The 22,315-nt window shown below is 52.9% G+C and carries 17 protein-coding genes and 1 riboswitch; of the genes, 2 read left to right on the top strand and 15 right to left on the bottom strand.

Annotated features, from left to right (window positions below; translation table 11 throughout):
* Positions 1-43: 43 nt before the first annotated feature.
* From NT140_07220 to ilvB, 8 genes are all read right to left on the bottom strand, one after another.
* Positions 44-955 carry an NAD(P)-dependent oxidoreductase gene (locus tag NT140_07220; GenBank protein MCX5831663.1) on the bottom strand — a complete coding sequence of 304 codons (912 nt, stop codon included), beginning with the start codon at positions 953-955 and terminating at the stop codon, positions 44-46.
* Between the two features lie 12 nt (positions 956-967).
* On the bottom strand, positions 968-1,849 hold the full coding sequence (locus NT140_07225) for a 2-hydroxy-3-oxopropionate reductase (GenBank protein MCX5831664.1): 882 nt from the start codon (positions 1,847-1,849) through the stop codon (positions 968-970).
* A complete protein-coding gene (locus NT140_07230) occupies positions 1,846-2,997 on the bottom strand; it encodes a glycerate kinase (GenBank protein ID MCX5831665.1) in 1,152 nt (383 codons plus the stop codon). Before NT140_07230 ends, NT140_07225 begins: the two co-directional genes overlap by 4 nt.
* A 9-nt stretch (positions 2,998-3,006) precedes the next feature.
* Positions 3,007-3,903: a CoA ester lyase gene (locus tag NT140_07235; GenBank protein ID MCX5831666.1), complete on the bottom strand. Its 897-nt coding sequence runs from the start codon at positions 3,901-3,903 to the stop codon at positions 3,007-3,009.
* 51 nt (positions 3,904-3,954) lie between these two features.
* Positions 3,955-5,139 carry an alanine--glyoxylate aminotransferase family protein gene (locus NT140_07240; GenBank protein MCX5831667.1) on the bottom strand — a complete coding sequence of 395 codons (1,185 nt, stop codon included), beginning with the start codon at positions 5,137-5,139 and terminating at the stop codon, positions 3,955-3,957.
* 18 nt (positions 5,140-5,157) lie between these two features.
* Positions 5,158-6,117 carry a D-2-hydroxyacid dehydrogenase gene (locus NT140_07245; protein MCX5831668.1) on the bottom strand — a complete coding sequence of 320 codons (960 nt, stop codon included), beginning with the start codon at positions 6,115-6,117 and terminating at the stop codon, positions 5,158-5,160.
* A gap of 176 nt (positions 6,118-6,293) precedes the next feature.
* The gene (locus NT140_07250; protein MCX5831669.1) at positions 6,294-7,205 is read right to left on the bottom strand and encodes a sugar phosphate isomerase/epimerase; all 912 of its coding nucleotides are present in this window, start codon (positions 7,203-7,205) and stop codon (positions 6,294-6,296) included.
* A gap of 33 nt (positions 7,206-7,238) precedes the next feature.
* Positions 7,239-8,909 carry a biosynthetic-type acetolactate synthase large subunit gene (gene ilvB / locus NT140_07255; protein MCX5831670.1) on the bottom strand — a complete coding sequence of 557 codons (1,671 nt, stop codon included), beginning with the start codon at positions 8,907-8,909 and terminating at the stop codon, positions 7,239-7,241.
* 406 nt (positions 8,910-9,315) lie between these two features.
* On the opposite strand from ilvB, the gene NT140_07260 reads away from it, so the two are divergent.
* Complete coding sequence (locus NT140_07260) at positions 9,316-10,500, top strand: ATP-binding protein (protein MCX5831671.1); 1,185 nt, start codon at positions 9,316-9,318, stop codon at positions 10,498-10,500.
* 86 nt (positions 10,501-10,586) lie between these two features.
* Here the strand turns inward: NT140_07260 and NT140_07265 are convergent, their stop codons facing one another.
* From NT140_07265 to NT140_07295, 7 genes are all read right to left on the bottom strand, one after another.
* Positions 10,587-10,985 (bottom strand): type II toxin-antitoxin system VapC family toxin, encoded by a 399-nt coding sequence (locus tag NT140_07265; protein MCX5831672.1) that lies wholly within the window; start codon positions 10,983-10,985, stop codon positions 10,587-10,589.
* On the bottom strand, positions 10,972-11,256 hold the full coding sequence (locus NT140_07270; protein ID MCX5831673.1) for a hypothetical protein: 285 nt from the start codon (positions 11,254-11,256) through the stop codon (positions 10,972-10,974). The genes NT140_07265 and NT140_07270 overlap by 14 nt, the downstream gene beginning before the upstream one ends.
* Positions 11,257-11,657: 401 nt before the next feature.
* Positions 11,658-11,888: a DUF433 domain-containing protein gene (locus NT140_07275; protein MCX5831674.1), complete on the bottom strand. Its 231-nt coding sequence runs from the start codon at positions 11,886-11,888 to the stop codon at positions 11,658-11,660.
* A gap of 649 nt (positions 11,889-12,537) precedes the next feature.
* Positions 12,538-16,578, bottom strand: a complete 4,041-nt coding sequence (locus tag NT140_07280; protein MCX5831675.1) for an Ig-like domain-containing protein — start codon at positions 16,576-16,578, stop codon at positions 12,538-12,540.
* Between the two features lie 479 nt (positions 16,579-17,057).
* Positions 17,058-17,942, bottom strand: a complete 885-nt coding sequence (locus NT140_07285) for an energy transducer TonB (GenBank protein MCX5831676.1) — start codon at positions 17,940-17,942, stop codon at positions 17,058-17,060.
* 54 nt (positions 17,943-17,996) lie between these two features.
* Positions 17,997-18,512, bottom strand: a complete 516-nt coding sequence (locus NT140_07290) for a cob(I)yrinic acid a,c-diamide adenosyltransferase (GenBank protein ID MCX5831677.1) — start codon at positions 18,510-18,512, stop codon at positions 17,997-17,999.
* 15 nt (positions 18,513-18,527) lie between these two features.
* Complete coding sequence (locus NT140_07295; protein ID MCX5831678.1) at positions 18,528-20,666, bottom strand: TonB-dependent receptor; 2,139 nt, start codon at positions 20,664-20,666, stop codon at positions 18,528-18,530.
* Positions 20,667-20,842: 176 nt separating this feature from the next.
* Positions 20,843-21,038: riboswitch (cobalamin riboswitch) on the bottom strand.
* A gap of 186 nt (positions 21,039-21,224) precedes the next feature.
* Between NT140_07295 and NT140_07300 the strand changes: the two genes are divergently transcribed.
* Positions 21,225-21,974, top strand: coding sequence for an SDR family NAD(P)-dependent oxidoreductase (locus NT140_07300; GenBank protein ID MCX5831679.1), 750 nt, complete (start codon positions 21,225-21,227; stop codon positions 21,972-21,974).
* The last annotated feature ends 341 nt before the right edge of the window (positions 21,975-22,315 follow it).

The raw sequence follows: 22,315 nt of genomic DNA on the forward strand, positions 1-22,315 counted from the left end.
GGAAAAGGCTGTGTTTGCACCCGGTGTGTTTTTCGAGGTAACATCAGACAATCTGGTGATCGTCAGGTATTGTACGGTTCGATTTCGACATGGCCTCAATTATTTCCAGAAGTTGCGAAGAGTCTTCGTTGCCCCCGCCGCGGCCGATGAGGGCGTTGAACATCTGCGTAACGAGCGCAGTTGCGGGCAGCGCCAGGCCGAGGGCATGGGCCTCATCCAGGACAATCTGGATGTCTTTATAGTGGAGGCGGGCCTCAATCCCGGCCTGGTAATTTCTTTCCACCATGCGTTTTCCCAGCACCTCCAGAATTCTGCTCTGGGCCTCGCCGCCGGATAGGGCCTCATATATCTTCTCCGGGTCCAATCCATTCTTGCGGGCGAAGGTAAAGGCCTCCGCCAGACCCTGCAGGGTGATCAGCAAGACCATCTGATTGCAGGCCTTGGCGACTTGTCCGGCGCTGTTTGACCCAATATGAACGATGCTTTTGCCGAGGCAGGCAAAAAGAGGTTTGACCCGATCGAATATTTCCGGCTTACCCCCCACCATTATGGAAAGGGTCCCGTTTATGGCCCCGCTCTCACCGCCCGAGACGGGGGCGTCAAGGGTTTCAATGCCGGCCTCGGCAAGCCGCGCGGCAATCACACGGGTAGCAGCCGGTGCAATGGTGCCCATATCTACGAGAATGGAACCCGGCCGGGCGCCGGCGAGGATGCCTTTCTCTCCCAGGACGACCTCCCGCACATCATTCGTTGTGGTCACCATGGTAAAGACAATATCACAACCTGCGGCCACCTCAGCCGCCGACCCGCAGGCAATTGCGCCGGCCTCAACGAGAGAGGCCATCGTCTCCGGGCGCCTTCCGTAGACCAACAGGCGGTAGCCGCCCCTGATAAGGTTCAGGGCCATGGGCCTACCCATGACGCCGAGACCGATAAAGCCGACGCGTGGTAACATTTATTTCACCCTTTACGCGCCTTCATTTAACCTTTCCAGCACCTTAACGAGGGCAGATGAATCAAGCTCACCTTCCTTGCTGCCCATGAGGGCGTTCATATTCTGGGTGACAAGGGCGGAACCGGGCAGGGCAAGCCCCATCTGATGTGCCGTCTCCATAACGATCCGCAGATCCTTTTGATGGAGACGCACCTTGAATCCGGGCTGGAAGTCATGATCTATCATGCGCTTTCCGTGGAGTTCCAGGATCTTGCTGCCCGCAAAACCACCCATAAGCGCCTCTCGCACCCGGCCAAAATCCACGCCATTTTTCCTGGCAAAGGTTAGCGCCTCGGCCACTCCCTCGACGGTCAAAGAAACCACGATCTGGTTGCAGGCCTTGGCGACCTGTCCTGCGCCATTAGGACCAATATGAACAATATTCTTCCCCAGACAATCGAAGAAGGGTTTGACCCGGGCAAATACTTCCGGTTTGCCTCCCACCATAATGGAAAGGGTGCTGTTTACAGCCCCTACTTCGCCTCCCGATACCGGGGCGTCGAGCATCTCTATTCCCTTGGCCATCAGTTGGGCGGCTATGGAGCGGGTAGTCACCGGGGAGATGGTGCTCATGTCCACTACGGTAGCGCCGGGTCCGGCCCCTGCCATGACCCCATCGTGCCCCAGTATTACCAGCTCTACATCCTTCGTATCAGGCACCATGATAAAAATCAGGTCGGCCGCACGGGCCACTTCTGCCGGCGATGCGCAAGCCCGGGCGCCGGCGGCGGTAAGCGGCTCCATTGATTCGACCCGGCGGCTGTTAACCCAGAGGGTGTGGCCGCTTCTGATGAGATTCAAGGCCATGGGTTTGCCCATGATGCCCAAGCCGATGAAACCAACGTTACTATTCATATTCGATCTCCTTTTATGCACGCGACGGCGCGAATTATTCTGAATAATCTTTCGCTTGCCTCCTCGATAAGCCGGGGGGATTCTCCCATGGCCTCATCAATTGTCATGGGAGCGGCGATGGCGCTCATGGCGGAATCAACTCCGTGCTGGTAAATCAAATCGGCGCCTTTGGCGATAGAGCCGGCGATGGCAAAGACCGGTTTGCCGTATTTTTTGGCCCTTAAGCCGACGCCTGCCGGAACTTTTCCGTAAGCCGTCTGTTCATCCAGCCGCCCCTCGCCCGTAATGACAATATCCGCTTCCTTTATCCGGTCATCAATATTGATGGTATTGAGGATGATGTCCATCCCCTTCATGAGTTTGGCCTGGCAGAATACCATCAGACCGGCCCCCAACCCCCCGGCGGCGCCGCCTCCCGGAGCATCCAGAACATCTATGGCAAGGTCCTTCTTTATAATATCTGCATAGTGCCGCAGGTTCTTGTCCAGTATTTCCACCATTTGCGGCGAGGCCCCCTTTTGGGGGCCGAACACCCGTGATGCGCCCCTTTCACCACAGAGCGGGTTGTTTACATCACAGGCGACCACAAATTCAGTTTGACCAATTAACGGCATGATGCTGCTGATATCTATTCTTCGGAGCCTGTCCAGGAAGCCGCCGCCAATTTCCAGCGGCTCTCCGTCCTTGTCAAGAAACTTCACGCCTAAAGCCGCAGCCATGCCCATGCCGCCGTCATTGGTCGCACTCCCGCCGATGCCCAGAATAATTTTTCTGCATCCCCGGCTCAGGGCATCCCGGATAATTTCTCCCGTGCCATAGGTGGAGGTCGTAAGCGGGTTTCTCTTTTCTTTGGGAACCAAATACAGGCCGGAAGCTTCTGCCATTTCTATGATCGCCGTATCCCCGTTGACAATGCCGTAGCGCGCCCGGACTTTATTGCCGATGGGGTCGGAAACCTCTGCATAGCGGTATTCACCCTGCAGGGATTCCACCATTGCCTCGACGGTACCCTCACCGCCATCGGCAATGGCTATCTTTTCGACCTGAGCCTCGCTGTATACGCGCCGGATTCCCTTTTCGATGAGAGCTGCGGCTTCCAGCGATTTTAAGCTGCCTTTAAAGGAATCCGTGGCTATTAAAACCCTCATATTGAATCTTCAGGACTTCTTGCGCTTCTTGTCAAAGGCAGTGATCTCTTCCATGATTGCGAGGGTCGCCCTGGCGCTTTCGTAAACCGGTGTGTCCACCATCTGTCCCTTGTGGTTGATTGCCGCCAACCCCTTGGCGATTCCCTCTGACTCGAAGACCTTGACAATCTCCGTGGCCAATTTAACATCCTCAGAAGAGGGAGTATAGATCCGGTGGGACGGCTCGATCTGACTCGGATGAATCAGCATTCTTCCCTCGTATCCCAACTGATGGCCGAAACTGGTGGTCTTCTCGAACAGAGCAATATCCTGATAGGCCACGAAGGGGCAATCAATGGCGATGATGCCGGCGGCGCGGGCGGCAACGGCCACGTGGGCGCGGGCATACAACTGTTCTTCACCTTCGAGGGTGAGCTTTACCCGCATGTCCTTGCAGTAATCCACGGCGCCGAAGATGATCGAATTGACCCGCTTGCTCGCGACAGCAGACGGATAGGCATTGATGACGCCGATGGCCGTCTCGGCTAAAAGCTGAATGGCCACGCTTCCCACGGGCAGACCCCGCCTCCGCTCCAACTCCTCGATCTTCCATTCCAGGCGCTTTACGTGATCGGGCCCGGCGCACTTGGGCAGGCATATTCCGGCCAGGCCCTTATGGACAGAGGCCTCGAGGTCATCGTCGGTCCACGGGGTAAACCAGTTGTTGATCCGGACGTATACCAAGGAGCCTCCCGATCCAGCTATTTTCAGGTTTTTCTTGATCATCTCCCTGGATTTTGGCTTCTCGGCGGGGGGAACGGAATCCTCCAGATCGAGAGTAATAATGTCGGCCGGTGTTTTCGGAGCCTTGGAAATCATCTTGTCGTTGTTGGCAGGAATATAAAAAACAGATCTCATTACGGCCATTTTCAAACCTCCTTGTTTTAGTTCCAAGTTTTGAGTTCTTTCACTAACAAATCAAGACTTAGAACTTTTAACTGTTGTCCAAGCCGCCATTGCTGCTGCCATGCCTGCGCCCGGCTTAAACTTGTAACCGCACCCGGCAAGCCCGGCCTCCACAGCTCCGACAGTTGCCAGCGTTTCGCCCAGCGCCGTCGAACCCATGTGACCGATACGGAAATATTCGGCCCGAATCTGCGGGTGCAACCCACCGGCAAGAAATGCCCCGGCCTGCCGCACTTTAACCAGGAAGTCCGCTCCATTGACGCCGGCCGGGTAGCGCGGCGCCGTCATGGTGTGGGCCGCATACTCCTGCTTGATTGGCACCTGCCCCATTCCCAAGGCCTGGATGGCGGCCTGAAAGGCCTGTGCGATCCGTTCATGGCGGGCAAAACGCGCCTCCATCCCTTCTTTAAGAATGATCCCCAGGCTGACGTTGAGCGCCCAGATCAGGTTTACCGCCGGGGTGCCAAAATAGGCGGCCTTGCGCGCTTCGTAGGCTTCCATAATAGGCAGCCAGTTTGTCCAGTCGGCGTAATAATTGCCTACCAATGTTTTTCGCGCCCTGAAGGCGGCCATCGCCCGCGGCCCGACCACGAGCAGGGCCAGACCGGGAGGCGTACCGACCGCTTTTTGCGAGGCGGTCAGGGCCACGTCCACACCCCAGTCAGCCATGCGCAACTCCTCCCCGGCCACTGAGCAGACGCCATCCACCACCACCAGTGTGTCATAACGGCGGCCCAATGCGGCCAAGGCCTTGATGTCCGTTAAAACACCGGTGGAGGTGTCCACGTGTGTAATCGTCATCATCTTGAAGTGACCGCTTTTCAGCGCGGTTTCAACTTCCTGGATTGACGGTCGGCCGCCGACTTCGGATCGCACGTGCGTCACCTGAGCGCCATAGCGTTCCAGCAGTGCGCCAAAACGGTCGCTGAAAAAGCCGGTGTTGACAACCAGCGCCTTGTCGCCGGCCTCGATCAGGTTTGCTCCCGCCAGGTCCATCGCCAGCGTTCCCGAGCCGGCAATGATGAACGGTTGTCCATCAGGAGAGAGAAACATCTGGCGCATCCTCTCCAATGCCTGTCCAAATACCTCTATGAATGACGGGTCAAGGTGGCCGGTCGTGGGAGCACCCGCTGCGGCGAGAACTGACGGTTCAAACTCAATGGGACCAGGAATCATCAACAGTGTGCGGTCTTTCATTATTTGCCCTCCTTTACATCACTTGTTTACGACATTAACCGGATTTCCTGCCAGGAATGCCTTCAGATTATCTACGGCAACATCCATCAGCCTTGCCCTTGCCTCTTTGGTTGCCCACGCTATGTGAGGGGTAATGACACAGTTTTTTGCGCCCAACAACGGATTGTCGGCCTGCGGCGGCTCAACGGACAAGACATCAAGTCCCGCACCGGCAATAATCCCCTTATTGAGGGCCTCGGTCAAATCCTCATCCACAACCAGCGGTCCGCGGGACGTGTTGATGAGAAACGCCGTCCGCTTCATTTTGCTTAGATTGTCTTTATTTATGATGCCCTGGGTGGCAGGGAACAACGGACAGTGGAGGCTAACGACATCGGACTCCCTCAGGAGCTCATCCAGTTCTGCCCAGCGGAAGTTCCGGCGCAGGCTTTGATCGCTTTTATAGGCGTCAAATCCCAGGACATTCATCCCCAGTGCCGTTGCTATGTCGGCTACCCGCTGGCCAATACGGCCAAAACCGATGATGCCCATAGTCTTGTCCGCCAGTTCAATGAGGGGATGATTCCAGAAGCACCAGTCTATGCATTTTACCCAGTCGCCCCTATGGACGGCGCTGCTGTGATCATGAACGTGGTTGCACAGCTCCAGCAGGATGGCAAAGGTCATCTGCGCCACCGACGAGGTGCCGTAGGTTGGGATGTTGGTAACGGGAATATTCCGTTTCTTGGCGGCTTCAACATCTACCACATTGTAGCCCGTGGCAAGGACGCCGATATATTTTAGTTCTGGCAGGTCGGTAAAGAGATCCTCGCCCAGGAGTGTCTTGTTCGTAAACAGGATGTCCGCTCCCCGGGAGCGCTCCCGGGTAAGCCCGGCAGGCGTCCTGTCATAGATGACCGTTTCGCCCAGCTTTTTCAGATTATCCCAGCTAATATCCCCCGGGTTCAAGGTGTATCCGTCCAGCACTACGATCTTCATATTCTCAATCCCTCATATTTATTGTTTTTCAAAAGCCGTCAAACTTGATGCTCTCGTCAAAAGTCTCCCAATGGTCATACCGGCGAAAGCCGGTATCCAGACTACTTTAAAAGCACTGGATTCCGGGTCAAGCCCGGAATGACAAAGGAGGCAAGTTACGACGTATTACGAGACCGTCAAACTCTGCTCCACGCCATATTCAGCGTCCTTTTGGCGTTTGCTATTACCACATCGGAATCTTCATCTCCAAAGGGCTTCACTTCAAAGCTCACAATGGGCGGATTTTTTTCGTTCAAAAACCCGATCTGCAACAGCATCTTTAAAAATTCCGCTACCTCATCAACATCATTTTCCCCTCCCGGGAAGCCAAAGCGCGGGTGCATGTCTCCATAGGCCGGAAGATCGGGGCTCTTAACGACGCAGTTCCCGATATGGGCATGCACCAGGTAGTCTTTCACGGGCAGGATGGCCGCCGCGGCCGACTCTCTTATTAAGGGAAGATGGCTCAAATCAACCATCAAGCCGAAATTGTCATGTTCCTTCCTTATCTCCGCCGCATATCTCCTGGCGAGTTCCGCCGGGCCGACCAGGCTTTTCTTATCTACATCATAATCAAATATCTCATGGACAACCTTGATGCTTCCCTTTGATCTGGCATAGGCACATAACTCTTTGGTTGATCGGATCAGGGCCCGGTAAGCCTCTTCCTTCCCGCTCTCTTCATATTTCCCGCTTAAAAAGGCAAACCCGACGGCGCCCAGTTCACAGGCTTCATCAATGCCTTCTTTCAACGTTGCCACGGCTTGCAGCCGGCCTTCCTCATTGGTGTCGTTGATATTGAGCCCGGTCGTAAGCAGGCGCGGCTGTCCGCCGTAGGCCACCGTCAGATGCGAGGCGGCCAGGATTTTCTTGACCTCTTCCTTAGCCTTGGCATCTTTAATCCAGCTTATCTCGATGGCATTGAAATAAGCATCACAAGCAATCTTCCTTATTGACTCTACGATCGGTCCCTCGCCCTTCATGGTTACCGGATAGGCCATAAAGTGGATCAAACCTACCTTCATATACCTATACATGGATTCGTTCACGACGGCCACTCCTTCTGCAAAGATAATTTCCCCTTATTCAAATTCCCTGACCGCCGCCACGCTCGGTCCCATCGAACAGTCCGTCTGCTCTTCGCAGATGATATCTATAACGTATGGCTTTCCGGATTTTACCGCGCGTTCCAAGGCTCCCGCAATTTCTTCCGGCTTAAAGACCCGTTCCGCCCGGCAGGCAAATCCTTCGGCAATTTTCACATAATCTATCAGGGTTTGGTTTTCCTTCATCTCCACGGCGCACTCAAACTGGTAGGCATACTTCTGGTTCTGCCGGATGAGACCCATGTAGGCATTGTTCACGATGACGACGATGATGGGTATTCCATATTTTGCCGCCACCGCCAGCTCTTCAATGAGGAACGTAAAGCCAAAATCACCCATTACGGCAACGGCATTATGCTCCGGTTTGGCAATTTTCGCCCCGATGGCGGCCGGTATGTCGAAGCCAAGCGTTCCCGCCCCGCCCGACGGCAGATACATCCGGGGCTTGTTGATTTCCTGAAACTGCCCCGACCAGATCTGGTTCAGGCCACAACCGGTGGTAAACATGGTATTGTCGCCAAAGAATTTATTCAATTCATAAAAAACCCGCTGCGGTTTTATGGGGACGTTGTCGTAATCGGCCTTTCTCTTTAAGGCCTGCTTTAATTCGGGAAGCGCTTTCACGCGTGCGACAGGCTCCTTCCTGACGCCCCTTGATTTCGCCTCTTTCAGCAGGGCGTTGAGGGCCAGCCTGGCATCGGAGACAATCCCCACTTCGGCTGGCAGGATTTTGTTAATCTGTCCGGCTTCGATATCAATGTGGATGAACCTTCTGTCTCCCGCATATACCTTGATATCTCCAGTATGGCGGTCGGTAAAGCGGCAACCAATGCCGAAAACCACATCGGATTCGAGAAAAATCCTGTTGCCCAGCGGAGACCCGACCTGAATCCCCATGCATCCGACACTTAAGGGATGATTGTCCGGGAAGGCGCCCTTGGACATATAGGTGGTGATGACGGGAAGCTGCAGGTATTCGGCAAACTCAATACATTCCGCTACCGCGCCGGAAAGGACAACGCCGCCGCCCATAATCATCACGGGATTCTTGGCCTCGGAAAGCAGATCAAGCGCCTGCTGAATCAGATTTAAATCCGGCTTGACTTCCGGTATCGGCAAAGGTGCATCCGTTGCTTCATCATACTCAATATCTACCAGTTGGACATCAAGGGGCAAGTCAATAACCACCGGCCCCGGCTTGCCTGCTCTGGCGGTGCGGAAGGCCTCCCGCATTACCTTCGGCACATCGGCAGGATTGGTAACACACCAGGTGGCCTTGGTTATGGGCTGGCAAATTTTCGCTATATCAACGCACTGAAAGGCATCCTTCCCGAGCAGAGCGGTAACGTTTTGGCCCGTGATGGCAATCAAGGGTATGGAATCAATATTGGCGGTGTATAGACCGGTCACGAAGTTAGTCGCCCCCGGGCCTGATGTACAGATCGCCAGGGCCATTTTCCCGCTGGCCCGGAAAAAACCGTCAGCGGCGTGTACGGCCGCTTCTTCGTGACGAACCGTGAAGTGCTTGATTTTTTTTGAAGTTCCCAGATATTTGTAGACAGGATTGATGCCAGCTCCGGGGATCCCGAAGGCAGCAGTAATACCCTCATTTTCAAGAATTTTGACGACAATTTCGGCAACTTTCATGATTCCCATCTCCCTGTCATCCGGCTCGTTTTATAATATAAGTAATATCGTGACGCAAGGAGAAAATGTATCAAAAGAAATAGGCGCGTGAGTTAGAGCCGGGAACGAAAAAGAAAGATAGCAATAATTAATTATACTGACACCGGAACTCCTGCTAAACGACAATGACAAGTTCAGAATAACGGGCAAGAATTGAATCTGCAGTCAGCAGGTGCAGTGGTTCCGAAATAGCCTGAGCAAGGAGCATTCGGTCAAAGGGGTCTTTGTGCAACGTGTTACAAAAATACTGGACACCGGTTTTCACCGGTGTGACGACTTTTGACCAGTTCATTACGATTGAGTAATTTTACTCTGCCATTGAGTAAAATAGTTTGCATCGGTTGAAGTCATTTGATATAAGGCCGTTATGAGCTACGAGCGTCCGCTATTATCTACCCTCCGCACGGAACTTTCCCGGCCGACGCCGGTAATTCATGTCCTGATCGGCCCCCGACAGGTCGGCAAGACCACCATTGCCCGCCAGATTAATGAATCCATTGGCATTCCAACAATATATGCCACTGCCGATAGTCCGATCCCTCTGGATTCAGCCTGGATCGAGACCCAGTGGCGCCGCGCCGTTGCCGACGTCGGCCCATTGGGCGGCCCGATCCTCCTCATCCTCGACGAGGTGCAAAAGGTGCAAGGATGGAGCGAGACAATAAAGCTCCTCTGGGACAGCCGCCCGGCAGCGCCGGAGATTCGCGTCCTGATCCTCGGATCGTCGTCCCTGTTAATGCAAGAGGGGCTGACCGAGAGTCTTGCCGGCCGGTTCTTCCTGCATCGCTGCAACCACTGGGGATATCCGGAGTGCAGCACCGCCTTTGGCTGGAATCTGGAGCAGTGGCTCTACTTCGGAGGCTATCCGGGGGCCACATCCTTCACGGAAAACGAATCGTCATGGAAGCGCTACATCACCGATTCCCTTATTGAAACAGTCATCGCCCGCGATGTAATCCAGATGAGCAAGATCGCTAAGCCGGTTTTGCTGCGCCATCTCTTTGCTCTGGCAGCTACCCTTCCGGCCCAGTGTGTATCCTATACCAAGATGCTCGGCCAGCTCCAGGATGCCGGGAACACGACGACTCTGGCCCACTACCTGAAACTGCTCGAATCGGCCTTTCTGGCGAGCGGCCTGGAACTTTTTTCGCGGGGGAAACAGCGCCAGCGCGGAAGCAGCCCAAAGCTGATCCTCTGGAACAACGCCCTGGTTAACGCGCTTTCCAAGCGGACCTTTGCTGAATCCCTTGCCGATACGATCTGGTGGGGACGGCTGGTGGAAAACGCCGTTGGCGCGCATCTATGCAACACCCTCTCTTCGGTGGAATATGAGATCACCTACTGGAGGGAAGGGGGGCATGAGGTAGATTACGTGGTCGCCAGGGGGCGGGACATTTGGGCTATCGAGGTCAAAAGTGGTCGGAGCGGCAAGGCTCCCGGCCTGACGCGGTTCCGCGACCGCTATCCCGAAGCGCACCCGCTTCTCGTAGGGGTACAGGGAATCCCTCTCGAAGCTTTCTTCAATAGAGATGCAGCATCCTGGCTGGTTTGATTTCTGGATGGAGCGCTTTCTTCAACATGAGCGAACGGGTCGCCTCTTGACATTACTTATCATGGATGTCCCTAAATTACCCTACATTATTCCTCACACCAGTTGGCTAATTTCAAATCGGTGATACGCTTGAAATGGGCAGTGTTGTTCGACACCAGGGTTAGGTTGTGAGCAAGAGCGCAGGCAGCTAAAATCAGATCAAAATCATCCAGCCGCTCCCCCCGGTTTTCCAGTTGCGCCTTTAGCGTGCCGAAAAGCTCCGCCGTTTCCATGCCCACAGGAACAATCTCGGTGGCTTGTTCCAACGTTTTAATTTTTGCCAGATTGCCGACAGGTTTCTGAGACTTGAACGCACCATAGTAGAGTTCCATAAAGGTTATAACGCTTATCTTCAGAGGATCATGCACGTGCCGCCGGAGATTTGCCCGGACCACAGGATGACCCTTGAGGGAATAGATTACCGTATCCGTATCAAGCAGAAACATCCAGCCCCTCCGACGATCTTATCGAATTCTTCCTTGCCGCTCTGATTTCGGCAATAATTTCCTCGGTTGGTCGCACATCTTCCCAAGAACCGGCAAGTCCCAGCAAGACTTCTGCCGGTGTCTTTAGGTGCTCAATGTTTTTCCGGTTAGATAAAAAGAGCTTCGTAATATAGAGGATTTGCTGACTGACAGACCGATGCTCATCCTTTGCCATGTGCTTTATTTCCAGATATAAATCGTCATTCATGCCTTTTATTTGCAAATTTGCCATTAAGATCCCTCCCTTCCACTGGTTCAGGAAATAGTATGCCCTATTCATGAATTATGCAAGTTTTTTCCGCAATACCCAAACACCCGAAGCTGCATCGTCCGGTCTGCCGGGGGTCAGTTCAGCAAAGCTCCCGGTGAAAGGTTGCTGCTCTTTCTGAACTTGCGGCCCCAGGTAGAGAAAGGGGATGATGAAGATTTTTCATTGACCGGAAACATAAACCAGAATGGCAGAAAAGATGGGTTACCGTGTAATCACAACGTCAAACATGCTATGGTCTCTGACCCCGAGGAAGCAGGCATCACCTTACCTTTAGCGGCAATGCCTGTGTTGACGTTCACTCTTAATACAGTGTCGTCCTTCCTATTGCGACATGGGTGGCAGATTCATATCGAGAAGAAACTTCATCCGGTCACCATGGAAAGCTCTTTCTCTTCCGCTCGCCATGCAGCATAGGAAAGGGCTTCCAGGACATCCTCACGCTCCAGATACGGATATTCCAGCAGGATATCCGCAGCGGTTTTTCCGCAGGCGATGAGGCCGACGATTGTTCCCACGGTAACGCGCATTCCCCTGATGCAGGGTTTCCCCCCCATCACCTCGGGGTCCATAGTGATTCTAATCAATGGTTCCATAATAAACCTCCATAATCCAACGTGAATCTAACACTTTCAGTGGCGAATATCAACAGGTTTTCTGATTCATTGGTAGAAAAATCAAGCGATTTTGGTGCAAATATTATGTCTCGAAATTTATCTCTTGCCTCCCAATAATGAGAATTTTTCATTGCCAGGAAGCATAGCCCAAAGAAGAACGGCAGAAAAGATGGATTGGTCAGACGCTGACGTGAAATATGGGAAGTCCCCCCCTTCGTTTTCTCTTTGAAAACAATGGGGCTCTGTCCCTGATTGTTCCCTGATTGTTCAATCTTCTGTAGAGGTCATCAAAGATAGGGGGTAGAGCTAACCCCATCAGACCTTGGTACAGCAAATGGATGTCTGGTCGCGTGATCTATTAACGCGGACCAAAAAGATAGAAGAAAAAGGTCGGAGTTAAGGCAGGTTGCAGTGAAAAGCCACCAGGAGGACATCAATCCGGGAGGTCAGGGGAAATCTCCGTTTTCCCCTTGACATTACTTATCATGGATGTCCCCGGAATATCCCCGCCAATTTCTGAAAATTGCACATAAAAAACTGCCGCGGAAGATTTTTTGCCATCTTCTGCGGCAGCTTTTATTTCTCTCTTTTCCTTCCCCGTTGATCTACCTGGGCCGGAATTTACATCTTAAGTATGATGGTGCGTCACATCACCGAGTAGGATATCCACTGATCCAGTATAGCCCTCAAGGACCGCAACTTCGGCGGAATCTACTGACACAGTAGTGGTATTCGCGACGGCATCATGTGTCACGTGGACGTTAGTATCATTGGCCGTAAGAGAAGAGAGATCGATCTTATCGCCTTCGCTTGATTTGAAATCGACGATATGGTCTACATTAGTAGCCCCGGCTTCTCTAAAGATAAAGGTATCCGCGCCCGCATGACCTGTCAGTGTGTCGTGGCCATGACCACCGATGAGGATATCGTTGCCTCCCGCACCTGTCAGAATATCAGTCCCGTCTGTGCCGACAAGTGTTCCGGCAGTCCCGGTAGCAACAGTCAGGGTATGATGGGTATCATCAGCTATCTGAATGATGTGATCATCCGGGCTCAAAAACACATGCATAGCACTTGGAACCGTACTTCCATCACCATCGGTCACGGCAAGATCAAACTTGAGTTCATGGGCATCGCCTGGAGTAAACTCGGTAGCACCGAAGCTCCCAAGCTTAAAGGTAGCACCACTCGCATAGTCATATTCCAATGTTGTATAGCCGTGATCGGTCAAAGTACCGATAGTTGTATGATCTACGACACCAGTTAGCAGAGCATCAGCACCGCTGTCGGCTACGTGAAAGACATGTCCTCCAACAGTAACGTTATGCCCACCTGTCTCGCCATCAATCACGCTAGTGACTTTCGATTCGCCGTTATAGCTAATAAATACGCTTTTAATGTTTTCATGCGCATTAGTAGATTCTCCGACGGTATTATTGCCGTCCGGATCCGTAAAAGCCTTGATGAGTATTCCCGAAGACCCGGAAATTCCGGTAAATTCGGCCGTTGCCCCATTGACGTGGCTGTGACCATCAAAATGATGATCCTGATTAGCAGTTATGCTGTAATTTGCACTGGAGACGTTCTTTGTTGAATCACCAGTTAAATTTATCACATAATCTACGCGCATTGCCTCACCGTTACCAACGCTGACACCACCGCTGACACCACCTGCCGTTGCAGTAGTATTTAATGTGCCGGATGAAATTAGAGTTCCATCCACCTTCTCCATCGGAGTCAACAATACATCTGAAGCACCTGCTGTAGGATTATCAAAATACGCGTATGGTTGGTTACCGCCATGGAATTGGAATCCAACATCGTTAACACTAAACGTGCCTATCCCGCCGTCGATCTGCTGATACAAATGGAAAGAGTAGGTGTCACTTGCCGTCGTAATAGAATAATCAGGATTCAGCGTAGCATCAAACACCTTAGCCGCAGTTGTAGCTAAAGCCGTAGCGTAATTGCTGTTAGCCAATGTTGAACCAATAAGGTGCGATCCATCTGTATACAGATAGACGTGCGCAGTTGCCGCGGTAACACCGCTGTCAGATCCATTGGTTGCGGCGAATTTGACGGTACCGTTTAAGTCATTTCCATAATTATTATCCACATTATGATCGGTGTCAAGATAGACAGTACCCATTTGATTTTGCCCAAGGTTATTGGTCAGGTATGCATAATCCGGGGTAATGGCCGTCGGACCCGTATCTCCTATGGCAATCGTCAGCGTGCTTTGGCTGGTCGATCCGTCCGCATCCGTAATCGTGTAGGTGAAAACTTCATGAGCCGGCTGATTTACACCATCAATCAGATTATTCACAGAAACAGGCGCCGTGTAGGTGTAAGCGCCATTCGCGCCTATCACCAAAGAGCCGTGTAGGCTACCCTCAATGGTGGTAGTTCCGGTTGCTGCAACAGTCTCTCCATTGACTAATGTCACATGAACGGCGTCCGCACCCAGCGTATCGGCGCCGGGCCCTGTCGTGATGACATTACCTCCCACTGTAGCTGTCTGATGTTCCGTCACCGCGTTGACGTCCGCAACTGCCGTTACTCCCGTATCGGCTATGGCAATCGTCAGCGTGCTTTGGCTGGTCGATCCGTCCGCATCATGGACAGTGTAGGTAAAGGTATCAGACACCGCACCATTAGTGTTGTCCACATGGGCAGGTGCAGCGTAGGTGTAACTGCCGTCCGCCGCAAGCACCAGCGTACCACCAGCCGTACCATTCGTAAATGTCCCGGCATCTACAGTTATGCCATCAGCACTGGCGGTATCGTTGGCAAGAACTCCCGCCGTCAAACCAACCGTCAGGATCTGGCCTTCTACCACCGTGCCGATGTCGGGGTTCGCGTGTGGGACAGTATCTATGATTGTCAGGTGCATAGTATTGGTTGTATCCAGGTGCTCATAGTTACCGCCCTGCGCGCCGGTGATTCCTACTGTTAGATGAGCATCACCGTCAGGCGCGTTTTGAGCAATAACTGGCTCTGAAGCACCCGAAAGCTGACCCGCCTGGATTGTAATAGAAGTGTGTGCTGTGTCGTCCAGCGTGATGTGCAAATCACCCTGCGGTGCGTGATCTACATGCGCCGTGTAAACAATGTTACCTCCTTCAGTTACTGTAACGTTGTCCAAAGTTACCGTCGTTGTGTCGGTAACATCGGCAACCTGGGCCGTCGCCGTAGCGCCGGCAACGCTCGTGGCCTCATAGTTACCGCCATGAATATCGAGTACCGTAGCCGTGACGGTGGACGGATCGGTGTAAACATCGGGGTGCTCCGTGGCGATGGAGAACGAACCATTCCCTTGAGCGTCAATCGCCACCGTTTGAATCGAGGTGGCGTTCGTGAATGAGTCATGGACCTGAACATCTACAGTGGCCGCACCCTGTGGTGCGTTGTCGAGGTGAACGCTGAAGGTTACGCCCGCTGCGTTCTCCGTCACGTTGCTCGTCGTGATGTGCGCTACCGTCGTATCGTGACCATCCACATTCACATCGGTAACCTGGGCCGTCGCCGTGGCGCTGACCACGCTGGTGGCCTCGTAGTTTCCCCCACTGACCGCCGTTACCGTGGCCGTCACGCTGCTCCCGTCGGCATATGCATCCGGATGCGCCGACGCGTAGAAGAGAGTGCCGTTCCCCTGCGCGTCAATCGCCACCGTCTGGATCGTAGTGGTGTTCGTGAAGGTGTCATGCAACTGGACATCCACCGTGGCAGCACCCTGCGGGGCGTTGTCCAAGTGAATACTAAAGGTCACGCCGGCCGCATTCTCCGTCACGTTGCTCGTAGTGATGTGGGCTACCGTCGTGTCGGTGACATCCGTAATAGCGGTGGTCGCCTGAGCAGTGCTGAAATCAACTCCGGTGAAGCTCCCGCCCGTAACACCGGTGACCGTCGCCGTGACGCTCCTTGGGTCAACGTACGCATCCGGATGGGCCGTGGCGATAAAGAGCGTGCCCGTACTGCTGCCGGCGGCGATTTCAACATTATAAGTTGTTTCCCCGACTTGCACGGCAACCGTGGCAGCGCTCTGTGCCGGATTGTCCAGATGAACGGTGAAGGTTACGCCGGGCTCATTTTCAGTTACCGCTGTAGGCGCTGACAAAGTTAGATTTGCGTTAATTGGAGTCTCAGTTGGTGCGGTGAATGCTCCCTGGATGGTGCCTGATGTTCCAAATTCTGTTCCTGTGGTGCCTGCGCCGGAACCAACTTGGCCCTCAGTGCCTGTCAGAGATAAACTGAAGGGCGAAGTTACTCCACCGCCTGCCCCTGCGTCACCGCCGGCGGCAGTGGCATCCAGGTCAATCGGCTGATCGCCCGCTAAGAGGGCCTGCTGAATCTTATCGGCCTCGGCGGTGGCATCCGCGGTTAATCCCGGCGCTGCTCCGGCATAAACATCTTCGTCAATAGTTACATGGCTCATTCGGCCGAGATCCAACTGGGTCGCCGGGGCGCCATCATGGCCGTCTATCATGATGGAAACGCTGCCGTCACTGTCGGTGATAATCTGGTCATGAGCAAAAATCGGGCTGTTGGGTGCGAGGGCTCTTTCCGTCCCATCCGCCGCCACGGCCTTTGCCGTTCCATATTGAATAAATACCTTGCCTACTGCCTGATTTTCTGCCCCTGATCCTGCTGTGCTTGCGTTACTGGCCATGATTGAATCCTCCTTAAGGTTGGAAAGTATTGTTATTTGTTATTATGAGTTCGTATTTTGAGCTCAGTTTAAACTTTATTTTTATATAGTCTATAGTACCTTGGTACTAGTTATTCACTTTTTTGGGGCATTTTCGACTTTTGACCAGTTCATCAAAAAAGGGATTGGATTTGTTTTTTCGCCGACAATAATTCAATCTGTCCCGGAACTCGGCTTGTTACGATATTCGAGAGGCTCTGGACGAAGGCGGCCTGCATAGGGAAAAGGGCTTCAAATCCCCCTTGCTCCCCCTTTTCTAAAGGGGGAAATTTTGGTTCCCCTCTTTGGCAAAGAGGAGGTAAGGGAGATTTGCGCCTGAAAATGCACATAAAATCCCCTTTGTTGAAGGGGGCAATTTTTTTATTCCCTTCTTTGGCAAAGAGGGGGTAGGGGAGATTTGCTTTATCCTTGGCGACAGCTTGCTGTCAAGGGGTTTAACTTCAGTTCAGTTCGAATTTTACTGGTATATCTACCCACATGGTGACCGGCGTTCCCATCTTTTTCGCCGGGGAAAATTTCCAGACTTTGACCGCATCCTGGGCTGATTTGTCAAGCAGTTCGTAGCCGGAGGTTTTTTTCATTTTCAGACGGCCCACACTGCCATCGGCCAGGACTTCCACGGACAGCATCACCACGCCGGCATAGCCGCGTTGGCGGGCCGGCAGTGGATAGTCGGGGAGGTAGTTTTCGCTGTAACGGGGGGCGGCAAAGGTCAGGCTGCCGCTCCGGCTTGTCTCCAACTTTCCATACCCGGACATTTCGCCACGGGAAGCGATAACATACTGATTTCCACGAACATTATTGCCGCGCTCAGTTGTTGTGGCGGGGATTATCCGTGCAGATGAGCCGGTATCCGGCGAGGATGCGGTAACGATTGACGGCGTTGACGATGCTGCAGCTTCAGAGCCGGGCCGGGAATGCTGATCAGCCGAGGATACCGGGGCAAGGTTCCTTGCCCCTTGGTCTTTGGCCTGCAGAGTGGCCGCCTCGCCCGCTGCTTTTGCGGCCAGAGTTTCCCGCCCGCCCTGGGGAGGCGCCTCTTCCAATATTTTTGCCACGTCCACGGTAATTTCCGGTTCCCTGGGGTTTTCTATGCCAAAGCGGGTCTTTTCATTTATTGCCAGTGGCGCCGGCAGAGGGGCCGGTTTTTCCAGCTCCGCAGGCATGATCAGCGCTACCTGAAGGAACCCGCTGGTATTTAACGCCCCGGCATCCTTGAAAACCAGGGCATAGGCCAGAAAAATACCTCCATGAATGATCAAGGATACAATAGCGGCAACGGTAAGGCTTTTCGAACCGGCTACTCTTTCCATAACTTCACCCACCCCTTGCCCCCCACCCTAACCCTCCCCCGCAAAGGGGTGAGGGGATTAATATGGCTATTTCTCTATCCCTGTTCTTGCCTCGACGCCTTTTTGATAGTAATGTTTGATCTCGCCCATCTCCGTCACTAAGTCGGCAATTTCCACGATGCGGGGATCGGCTTTCCGGCCCGTTAAAATTAGTTCCACGTCGGCCGGTTTTTTCCTGATCAGATCGAGCAATCTTTCCACCGAAAACAGGGGAAAATACGTGGCAATGTTGACTTCATCGAGGATGATTACTTGATATTGGCCGCTTAACATTGCTGCCTCCGCCTCCTCCAGACCTGCGACGGCAAGCCTCTTGTCTTCCTCGGCGGGCTCCTGATAGATAAAACATCCCCGGCCATACTGTTTGAGGGTGATCAGATCGGAGAACCTGCCCAAGGCCTTGATTTCACTGTATTCGGCGCCTTTCACAAACTGGGCGATGAATACTTTCAGACCGGCGCCGGCCGCACGCAAGGCCAGGCCCAGGGCCGCCGTCGTCTTCCCCTTGCCGTCACCTGTGTATACCTGGATATAACCATGCATAATGGTTCCTCCTTTTTAAAAATCCATTGTCAGACCGAAAATAAAGTTTCTGTCCGGCGAAGGATAGTAACCTTTCTCCGTCGGGAATCCTCCGATTGCTCCATATTCCGCATATTCTTTGTTCATTATATTGTTGACGCCCAGGAAGGCCTTGGCATTTTTCCAGCGATAATCTAACCTCGTATTGACCAGAAAATATTCCTCCTGATCGTCGAAGGCATTATTGAAGTCGCTGATAAAGGGGCGGCTCCCGACATAGACGCCGTTTACGGTTAAAGACAGCTCCTTGGCCGGTAATAGGGACACGCCGAGCGTGGCTTTATCTCTGGACACTCCGGGGGAATCCTTGCCGGCATACTGGCCCTCTTCAATCCGCGCCTGCAGATGGGTGTAGCTGCCCTGCAAAGACAGCCAGGCGACAACTTGAGCGCGGAAGGACAATTCCAGGCCCTGTCGGCGCGTCAGGCCGTCCAGATTCTCGTTGGCATAGGTGGCCGGATTGTAAAAAATCTCGTTTTTGACATCCATGCGGAAAAAATTCAGATGGAAAACAAGAGCTTCCGTAAAATAATGCCGAACGCCCAATTCATAGTCGTCAGACTGCTGCGGCATCAGGGAGCCCGTCACCGTACTGGTGATAAAGCTGAAAAGTTCGTCCAGCACGGGATACCGGAAGCCTTTGCTATAACTTCCATAAAGATATGACTTCTCGGTGTACAGATAGTTCAGGCCGGCGGTATAGGCTTCCTGGCTTACCGTAACGCTTGCGGGAGTGCCCGGTTCGTATTTGAATTGTGCCCGGTCATTACGGTAACCGCCCGAGAGAATCAGGTTTTTCCGGAGACTCAGCTCATCATGGATATAATAACCATGCTCCTCTTTTCTTAACGTGTAATTGTTCAGGCTTGGGGCGCCAAAAAAAACGGAATCATTCGTGATGCCTTCCTTAACATCGTGAAAATCAAAACCGGCGGTTAGGCTATTGGCAAATGTCCCCACCGCCTTTTTCAGGACCACACGGGGAGACAGATCCAGCGTCTCTAACTTCGTTTGACCCGTAAAATTACCCCAGGAACCGGTGGCAAAAGACTGGAAATCTCTCTGCCGGAAGGAAATATCCAGGCTCATCAGGCTTTCTCCCCAGAAGTATAATTCGGGGCTGGCCTTGAGGTAATAGTCCTCCGTCCTGGCAAAATCATTGGGATAAATGCTGTCCGTCCTCTGTCTGCCGGCGGCAAAATCACTTTCCTTCAGGGCGCCCGGAAGTCCCGTGTTGTCCCGGTGATAGCCACTGCTCAGGTTGAGCTTAAAATGATCCCCCTGGTAGTAATTAAAGTTTACACCGGCATCGCTGCCCTCCGTCTGGCTGTTGGCCCGGTAACCGTCCGATTTTATATAACTGCCGGACAGCAGATAGGACAGGATCTTCCCGCCGCTGCCGATATAGGCATTCGTTTTGCGGGTATTGTAACTGCCGACGCTTGCCTCCGCCCCGGTCTTGAAGCCCTCGCCTTCTTTGGTGATGATATTGACGACGCCGCCGGCGGCATTATCGCCATAAAGAACACTGCCGCCACCGCCTCTGATGATCTCGATCCGCCTGATCCTCTCCAAAGGCACGAGCGCCCAGTCGGAGCCGCTTAAATCGGCCTGCGTGACCCGCCGGCCATCTACGAGAACCAGGGAATTCAGGGTAGCCGATTCGCCAAAGCCGCGCAAGTCCACCGTATAAGTCCGCCGGTTTCCGGAAATGTCGTTGACCTGCACCCCCGCCTGATTTCTCAGAAACTCGGGAACGCTCTGAGCGGCAGAACTTTTTATATCCTTTTCTGTAAAGATGGTTACGTTCGCCGGCACGGAAGTCAACTGCTCTGCATGTCTTGTCGCCGTGACGACCACCTCTGCCATAACCGGGGCATCATCCGGATTTATATTTTGGGCGGCAAAAACCGGTCCACCGGCGATAAGTCCTATGATCATTGCTCCAAAAACGAAACGTCTCGTTTTGTCATTCCGGCGCAGGCCGGAATCCAGAAATATCAATGCGTTACAAGCGCGCTGGACACCGGTTTTCACCGGTGTGACGAGTTTTGCAATTGGCTCATATGTTAAGCCATTTAATCGTTTTAAAAAATAACCTGGTACTCTTTTCATTTTGCTATCCGGTGCTCTGTTTAGTCCTCGCTTGACGGGTGAAAACCGGCATCCAGAACTCCTTGGAAACACTGGTTTCCGGATCACGTCCAGAATGACGAAGCAGGGTTGCAACGCGCTTGATTACGAAACTACCTGAATGATTTAATAAGGGATTTTCTTCATGGCATTCCTCCCGCGAGTTTAGAGGAATGGACCGGTCTTCCGGCTCAGGGCCACCTACTCATCCGCCTTCCCAGCGCCATTTTACCGGCGACAGTGGCTTATTGGACTTTCGTTCCCTTCACGGCTGCGGGGCAGCGGGGGCTTTGCACCCCTCTTCCACAAATCCATTCCGTTGATAAGATAGATATCACTTCCTGCGCGTCTCTATAAAATACTCAATTCGGGATGTCAAGCAGGAAATGGGCGGCGACTCCTGACCGCAGGATATGAACATTTTTATGAACATTTATATTGACAAGGATAGCTACAATGTGTAGATAGCAAAGCGTAGCCGGTCGCAGTTATTTCAGGAAATTATCCCGCTCATCAAAATTTTAACGTCAGGAGGAATACATGCTATTAGAAGGAAGAAATGCCATCGTCAGCGGCGGTTCCCAGGGTATTGGCACCGCCACATCTCTGGAACTGGCCCGCGAAGGGGCAAACGTGTGTGTGCTTTACCGTAAGCACGAGGATGAGGCCAAGCAAGTCGTAGATGAAATCAAGGCGATGGGCAGAAAGGCCATTCATCTCGCTTGCGATATCTCCTCGTTCAAGGATGCCGAACGGGTAGTAAAAGATACCTTAGCCGCATTCGGCCGGATTGACATCCTCGTCAACAACGCCGGCATGAACTGGGACGGTGTCTGCTGGAAGATGACGGAAGAGCAGTGGGACCGGGTTATTGAAGTCAACCTCAAGGGATATTTCAATTTTGTCCGGCAGGTGGCGCCGCTCTTCAAGGATCAGAAGTACGGGAAAATCATCAATATCACCTCGATCAACGGCATTCGCGGCAAGTTCGGGCAGAGCAACTATTCCGCCGCCAAGGCCGGCATCATCGGCTATACCAAGGCTCTGGCCAAGGAACTGGGACCCTTCGGCGTCAACGTCGTCGCGATTGCACCGGGACTGATCGAGACCGCGATGATGAGCCAGAACGAGTCCCGCGACAAGATCATTGACATGGCCATGAACGAAATGGCACTCAAGCGTATCGGCCTGCCGGAAGACGTGGCAACGGTCATCGCGTTTTTTGCCTCCGACAAGGCCCGGCACATTACGGGCGAAGTAGTCAAGGTGGACGGCGGTCAGTATATCTAAGGAGTTTATTGGGATTGGTTGCTTAACCCAAATCCCCCTCAGTCCCCTTTTACTAAAGGGGGATTTAATGATTCCTCCCCCCTTTGCTAAAGGGGGGTATTATGGTTCCCCTCTTTGACAAAGAGGGGTTAGGGGAGATTTTAATTGTCCTTTGTGACGACGATCCGTTATGAGGGTTTCATTACTTAACTAAATAGGAGAAAATTATGGGAAAAGTTGCAATTATTGGCGTGGGACAAAGCGTCTTCGTCCGCAGTTATCCGGGTTCCATCCGGGAGCTGGCTTTCGAGGGATTCCGGGAGGCCATGCAGGATGCCAAGATAAAAAATACCGATATTGAT

The sequence above is a fragment of the Deltaproteobacteria bacterium genome (genome assembly GCA_026388415.1).
Taxonomy (GTDB): Bacteria; Desulfobacterota; Syntrophia; order Syntrophales; family JACQWR01; genus JAPLJV01.